At 61.8% G+C, this 6,908-nt stretch carries 6 protein-coding genes; all 6 read left to right on the forward strand.

Annotated features, from left to right (window positions below):
- Nucleotides 1–730 precede the first annotated feature (730 nt).
- The 6 genes from ACFFGH_RS34055 to ACFFGH_RS34080 all read left to right on the forward strand — a co-directional run bounded on the left by ACFFGH_RS34055 (nt 731) and on the right by ACFFGH_RS34080 (nt 6,730).
- The gene (locus ACFFGH_RS34055) at nt 731–1,006 is read left to right on the forward strand and encodes a hypothetical protein (RefSeq protein WP_386677344.1); all 276 of its coding nucleotides are present in this window, start codon (nt 731–733) and stop codon (nt 1,004–1,006) included.
- Between the two features lie 65 nt (nt 1,007–1,071).
- Nucleotides 1,072–1,416 (forward strand): hypothetical protein, encoded by a 345-nt coding sequence (locus ACFFGH_RS34060; RefSeq protein WP_386677346.1) that lies wholly within the window; start codon nt 1,072–1,074, stop codon nt 1,414–1,416.
- A gap of 1,278 nt (nt 1,417–2,694) precedes the next feature.
- Nucleotides 2,695–3,003, forward strand: a complete 309-nt coding sequence (locus ACFFGH_RS34065; protein WP_386677348.1) for a hypothetical protein — start codon at nt 2,695–2,697, stop codon at nt 3,001–3,003.
- 82 nt (nt 3,004–3,085) lie between these two features.
- The gene (locus ACFFGH_RS34070) at nt 3,086–3,463 is read left to right on the forward strand and encodes a HEAT repeat domain-containing protein (protein WP_386677354.1); all 378 of its coding nucleotides are present in this window, start codon (nt 3,086–3,088) and stop codon (nt 3,461–3,463) included.
- A 2,346-nt stretch (nt 3,464–5,809) separates the two neighbouring features.
- Nucleotides 5,810–6,013, forward strand: coding sequence for a hypothetical protein (locus ACFFGH_RS34075; protein WP_386677350.1), 204 nt, complete (start codon nt 5,810–5,812; stop codon nt 6,011–6,013).
- 342 nt (nt 6,014–6,355) lie between these two features.
- Entirely contained in the window at nt 6,356–6,730 is a 375-nt protein-coding gene (locus ACFFGH_RS34080; protein ID WP_386677352.1) for a hypothetical protein, read from the forward strand.
- The last annotated feature ends 178 nt before the right edge of the window (nt 6,731–6,908 follow it).

A 6,908-nucleotide genomic window follows, 5' to 3' on the forward strand; every position in this document is an offset into this window, starting at 1 on the left:
GCGCTTGCCCGGGCCAGCCCTTCGCTAAGGTTGAGGCGCTCTACGGCAAGCCGCTGGTGGCAGTGCGAGAGGACGGCCGGTACATGGAGTACTACCCCGAGTCTGACTTTCCGTGCTGGCTACAGATCGCGGTAGAGTCCGGCACGGTCAGGTCCATCCGGTCGGAGTGCCAGCCGTAGATGTGGCCTAACAATTCGTCCAAGCCGACGCCGCTTCGCGGCGCGGCTTAACTCAGGTGTTAGGCCCCGCATGAAGATCCGAGGCGTCTTGATGGTAGTGATCGCCTCTGCTCCGGCGCTCGCAGTTCACGCCGAAACGGAGCGCATGGGCGCTGTCGCTGCTCTCGCCACCGGGAAGCCATGCGTTACACGCGAGGTTCGGGTTCCCGGATACTTGCACGCCAGCCGCCACGGGGCTTCACTACGTGACGGCCCAGGCACTAATACCCCGGGCCTACCCGTGCGCTTTGCCGTCACTGCCCCTGCTCAGCGCGAGAAGATCCTCTCGTATGCTTACCGGCCACAGGCTTATCTGCACAACACGTTTTCCGCAATCTTCTCTGGCCGGCTGCAGTGCGCCCCCGAGGGACCCGTGTTCGAGATCCACGGACTTGAAAAAGTATGGGTTCGCCCTGTCCGTGACGCCGAGGCGGGGCCTAACAATTCGTCCAAGCCGACGCCGCTTCGCGGCGCGGCTTAACTCAGGTGTTAGCCAGCAAGGAAGTTCTGCAGTGACTGACAGAAAACAAGCAGATGCGAAGTCCGAAGCGCTACTGGCTGCGGAACTCGAACTGCAGGAGAAAACTCACCTTGCCCTGCAGCGCGCCCTCGAGAGGGCCTCGGCCGAGCGCCGCGCCGCCTTGTTCAGCTTGGCGGGAGCACTGCTTGGCGCGGTGACAGGTCACTTCCTTGTCAGTGGTGTTTCCTATCCGGCTCTCGTAGGCATGCTCGTCGGCGCCCTTGTTGGCCGCTTGCTGAGCCGTGTCACCGCCCGGCATGCTGGCTAACAATTCGTCCAAGCCGAAACCGCTTCGCGGTTCGGCTTAACTCAGGTGTTAGGTGCCAGCTGACGGTGTCGATCAAGCCGAAAATCTTCAACCACGTACCGGCCGCTGCCGTACGCTCGCGGATTTCTCCGGAGTTCCACGACGCCCTAGACGACAGTCTGCTCCGTGACCCGACCTACACGGTCATCGCTTTTCCTGGAATGCGCGGCGAGTCCTCGAGCATCGTCGACTCCAAAACCCTAGCGAAAGCCCTTCGCAAGGCATCACGGGGGCCTGAAAGGGTTGTCACCGTCGCTCACGCGTTCACTGTCGAGGCCAAAGAGATCCTCATCGGGCTAGCGGCGGTCTGGTTCTCCAAATCAGACTTCTACTGGTCCGATAGCTCTTGGGCTAGCATCCGAAATAGGTAGCCGCGGCCTAAGTAGGCTGGCACCTAACAATTCGTCCAAGCCGAAACCGCTTCGCGGTTCGGCTTAACTCAGGTGTTAGGCATTAGAGGGCAGTACGTCGTGCACTGGAAAAGCATCGCAACGCACGCACTCCTGCTTCTCGCGGCAGGCATCCTAGCCGGCTTCTACGAGCCACGCCCCGTCTCGGCCAAGCCTAGCGCGCTGTATGTCGCGTACTTCGGCACACAGGCGGTGCTTCTGGTGGCTTACGCCGCGGTCTTCGCTTCTTTGGCGTATCGGGTTCAAACTCGGCCGCTGACCCATGGACTCCTTGCAGCCGTCCTCGGAGAAGGGGTGGCGTTCGCCATGCTGTCGCTCGTGCCTTACAGCGTTCCAGCTAGCCCGGTGCTCCTCGCAACAATCGAGTACGCAGTAATGGGGCTGGCCTTGGTAGCGGGAACAGGCACTGGTGTATGGCTACTCCACCGCAAGTCGGCTGGTGAGCGAGACGTCGCTAATGCCTAACAATTCGTCCAAGCCGACGCCGCTGCGCGGCGCGGCTTAACTCAGGTGTTAGGGCGTGCGGCGGGAAGTCTTTTACAGCTCGCTCCTCGGACAGATCCCAGGGACGGACAGGCTCGCTTCGGCACCAACCAGGCCCTGTCGTCATCGGCCAGCGCTCCCTTCGGCTCAGCCATTTGGTCTCCGGTCGCAACGCGGCTTCGGCTGCCCCGCGCGTCACAGTCTTTCGGGCAAGCGTCGGCCCGCTTGGCCTGCTAGCCTTCGCACAAGTAAGGGTTTGCGGCTCATGGCATGCGGGTTCAGCCTCGCATCTCGGGCCACACCCCCTAACAATTCGTCCAAGCCGAATCCGCTTCGTAGCTTCGGAACTCCAGATGAGTTCTGGGGCGGGTCGGCTTAACTCAAGGTGTTAGGGCGTGCGGCGGGAGGTCCTGTGCAACTCGCTCCTCGGCCAGATTGCCACGTCGGACACGCTCGCTTCGGCAGCAACGAGAATCTTTCGCCACCGTCCGCCGCTCCCTTCAGCTCGCGGTTCCGGTCTTCGGCTGCAACGCGGCTTCGGCCGCTCAACGCCTCAGGGTCTTTCGGGCAGGCGCCGGTTGGCTTGGCCTGCTAGCCTTCGCACGGAACGGGGTCTGCGGTTATCGGCATGCGGGTTTAGCCTCGCGTCCCGGGCCACACCCCCTAACAATTCGTCCAAGCCGAACCCGCTTCATGGCTCCAGAACTCCAGACGGGTTCTCGGGCGGGTCGGCTTAACTCAAGGTGTTAGGCAACATTGGAGAGTCCACTGCTCACCGACTTCCAGAATCGGCTTCTTGCTTTGGCAGAGGACGAATGGGTGCACTTTAGGCAGGCTCGACCGATCATGGGCACGGCCTACGAGCGGGACGTGAGCTTTGAAGAGCTGACGTCGGCGGTCGGGCGCCTGAGCCGGCTTGGCTTCCTCGTCTGGAAGATCCGGCACAATGGAAAAGTGCATTTCCGGTCGCGAGCGCCCGTGGAACACCAGCACAACTGCTCCGCCGCCTTCAGTACCAGCTCGGCGGGTAAGGCTTATCTGGCGCTGCCTCGGCATGTTGCCTAACAATTCGTCCAAGCCGAAACCGCTTCGCGGTTCGGCTTAACTCAGGTGTTAGCCCTCATTGGACACTCCTCTACCCGCCCATTTGCTCGCAGCGCTTAAGTCGCAGGAGCCGACTGAGCGAAATGCTGCAGCGATTGCGCTTATGGATCTGGGCAATAGCTCTGCCGTGGAGCCCTTGATCGCGGCCATCGAGCACCCCGACAACCGAGATGCAAGAGGCTCTCTCATTTATGCTCTGTCCGAGCTCGACTGCCAGGGGCGGTTTGCTCAGTTGTTTCGCTGGGCCGCGGAAGGTGGCTACGAGGCAACGGGTGAGGCGCTGTCCATCATCAGTCAGCAGCAGCTCCATCCCACCAAGCAGGACTTGGTCGCTTGTAACGCGGTTCTGTCCACGGTCGAAACACCAGACCGTGAGTACCTGTTAGAGCTCCTGTCGCAAGTGAACGGGCATGAGGGCTAACAATTCGTCCAAGCCGACGCCGCTTCGCGGCGCGGCTTAACTCAGGTGTTAGGCGCCAATGGGAGATCGAAGGTACTCGGAGCTGTACACCGCACTCCTGGGGTTTCTGGAGGAGCACGGCCAGGCGGCTTTGGAGGGGATTAACGAGCGCGGGCTTTCCCCCGAGCGGGCAGTAGAGTTCATTGCAATGCTTGAGGCCCATCAGGTCCCGCTGTATGGCTTCGAGGTCTGGCGAAGCGGATCTGGTGGGTACGAGCTGGATGCGACATCTATCTGGTGCTGCACCATGGTAAGCACCATCAGTACGCGGAGGCGCGGGCCAGTCTCCGGGAGGACGCGCGGCCACAGCGGGCAGATCTAGTCGCGGTCCAGTTCGGCTAAATTGGCGCCTAACAATTCGTCCAAGCCGACGCCGCTTCGCGGCGCGGCTTAACTCAGGTGTTAGGCGGCTAAGGGCAGCTCATGGATTTGCGAACTTTGGTTAGCTTTGGATGGCCCGGCGACCCGCCGCCCGGACCGGATGGTGAGAGCGAGCAGGACCCGCCTGGCTGCGAAATCTTGGAGCAGCTGCCTGCGTCGCTTGTGGCGCACGGGCACGATGTCGGCGCCGTTTACCAGCACAGCTCATACGGGTGGGCCGTAGACTGTACGGCCGGGGACGCAATCGTCTGGCTTATGCTGCAGTACTGCGTGCCTTGGCTCATCATCTGTGAGCCGCGCATATCATTGCCAGACCGTCTGCGTGGCCGGAACGCGCACGAGCAGACTAAGAAGGCCTGTGTCGCGCTACACGATGCGTTGAGCCGATCACCGGCCAGTGCGGTCCAGTGGTTCACGAGCACTGAGTTTCAGCGCAATAAAGGCCATGGCGGCGCTGCGTCACCGTACGCCGCCTAACAATTCGTCCAAGCCGACGCCGCTTCGCGGCGCGGCTTAACTCAGGTGTTAGGCGGGTAGCAGTTGCTGTCTTGGTCAGTGCAGCTCTGCTCGGCCTCCCACTACAACCGGACTGAGGCAGAGGCGCCGTAGCTCTCGTCGCAGCGCTCGCAAGTTCGCTCGGGACGGTTGGCTGCCTTCGGACACATCGGGCCCTACGTTCTTTCGGCCCGCGCCCGGCTCGGTTCTCGGGCCTAACTGAAAGCGTTAGGCACTGTGGCTTCTTGGCGGGCGCCCCCCATACAGTCGCCTGCAAGTGTCCTGCCTTCGGACGCTCCGGACGGGTAAGATCGGCTCGTTGCTGTGAGGGTTCGGCGCGGCCTCACGCTTTCTTTCCGGCCAGCAAGTGTCCAAGTGCTTCGGACTCTTTCGGGCCTAACTACGCGTTCAAGCCGAGCCCGCTTCACGGCTCCAGAACTCCAGACGGGTTCTCGGGCGGGCCGGCTTAACTTGGGTGTTAGGCCGCATTGGAACAAGCCATGTTCTGCACGGAAGGCCGGCTAGCGAGTAGGCACGCCCCCGGCCGGCCCTTCGGCCATCCGCACCCTTCGCCCCGGATCGCTCACAGCGGCGGCCGGATTCGCCATGAGTTCGCTCGGCCCATGCTGGCCGGTCGGTGGCGGCGCTTTCGGTAAGGCCCGGCTCCAGGTGTGCTCGTCCCGGTCTTGCAGTAGTGTCTCGGCTGTCGGTCGCTTGGCGGGTGGCTTGGGGCGGTTATCCGAGCATCGTCGCCAATTCGGCCTAACAATTCGTCCAAGCCGACGCCGCTTCGCGGCGCGGCTTAACTCAGGTGTTAGGTGGCTAATGAGAGTTCACCGCCAGCGATCTTTCTGTAGAGCCCTTGCCTCTACGTGGGTCGCTGTCCTTCTGCTCAGCTCTTGCAGCGGGGAGCACCCGTTCCTCCAGGTCCAGTTCTGCGTTGGAGATGCGCAAGGCGTAACTTCATTCAAAAATGCTTTGCAGGACATTGCTCATGCTGAGCAGATGCGTTACATCGACGGCGCCGAAGCCACTACGCGAGACCTAAAGGTGCTTAGGCCGGGCGGAAAAAATATCCACACCGACGGGAGGCTGGTACATGTAGGCCTGGAGGCAGACGGTTACGGCCTCACGGCTGGCAATTTGGGCCTGCACCCTTACGACATTACTGTTGGCTTCAACCCGGACACTCCTGCGGCCCGCGCCTTCTCCGAAAGAGTGGTGGCGCGGCTGAGGCGTCAATGGGCAATAAAAGTCGTCCCAGAAGGTTTCGGTGCTTTCCCGGACCCTAAGTGTGCGGGTGGCACGGCAACGCCACCTAACAATTCGTCCAAGCCGACGCCGCTTCGCGGCGCGGCTTAACTCAGGTGTTAGGCACGGCTGCTGGTTTCAGGTAGCGTGGAAGCTCTGATTGTGCTCTGGGGAGGAGCCATGACCAAGTTCAAGAACGCAAAAGTCGCTCGCCTGATGCCGCTTCTCATGGTGGGCATGATGCTCAACGCGCTCGGCATCGTGTTCACGAGTCTCGGTAACGTACGCTTCGGGCTCATGGCCGTTGGGATCGCGATGATTTTCGCGTTTCTCATCACAGCGATCGCAGCCGTCCGGTCGACAGACAAGCCCGCGAGCCCGTAACTGGGACGCTTTCGTAGAGCTCGTGCCTAACAATTCGTCCAAGCCGACGCCGCTTCGCGGCGCGGCTTAACTCAGGTGTTAGGCGGCGCCAAACGCAGCATTGATTTGAACCTGCTCTTCGGCCGCAAAGGTGTCGCTGCTCGTTCTGCGCCTCGGCTGGCTGAGGGTTCTCCGAGGGTTACAGGCGCCTCGAGTCCGGCAACCGTGTAGGCCCGTCTCCCCCGGCCGCATCAGCCGGTACTCTTCCGCGAAAGGCCTGCAGTCACTTGGTTGGCGCTGCCTAACTATTCGTCCAAGCCGAAACCGCTTCGCGGTTCGGCTTAACTCAGGTGTTAGCCGGCTATGGAAGTTCGGGACAGCTCGTACCTAGTAAAAGGCACTGTCGTGGCGCTTACAGTCAGTGGCCTCGGATACGTGGTTCTGTCGCCCCTGTATGAAACGGGTGCGGCCAAGTACTACGTTCCGTTGCTGGGTTTCCTAGACCTCTTCGTGGCATATAGCGTCCAGAAGGGCCTGGCGTGGCTCCACTCATGGATTCGTGGCATGTCAATCGGGTGGCTGGCTGTGGCCGTGCCGTTCTGGGGCAGGTCTTCTGAGTTCCACGGCGAGTTCGCCGCTCCTATGCTGGTGGTCGAGTCGTTCTCGGTGGCAGCAGGCCTAGGCCTGCTGTTGCTGTCGTTCACGCCGGCGTATCGGAAGCTCCGGATAGCCGGCTAACAATTCGTCCACGCCGAAACCGCTTCGCGGTTCGGCTTAACTCAGGTGTTAGGCCGCAGCGGAATGGCCGGTGTTTTAGCGTGAAGGCCGGCTGGCGGGTTGTACGCCCCGGTGCAGTTCGTCGCCCCATCCAGTCGCTCGCCCCGGCCGGCTTCTCGCAATCGGCTGGGCTCGCCTC

The organism is Lysobacter korlensis, assembly GCF_042434515.1.

Bases quoted from the DNA above. Each gene is read 5' to 3' on its own strand.
- ACFFGH_RS34075 (WP_386677350.1), top strand. From the start codon at position 5,810: ATGACCAAGTTCAAGAACGCAAAAGTCGCTCGCCTGATGCCGCTTCTC.
- ACFFGH_RS34080 (WP_386677352.1), top strand. From the start codon at position 6,356: ATGGAAGTTCGGGACAGCTCGTACCTAGTAAAAGGCACTGTCGTGGCG.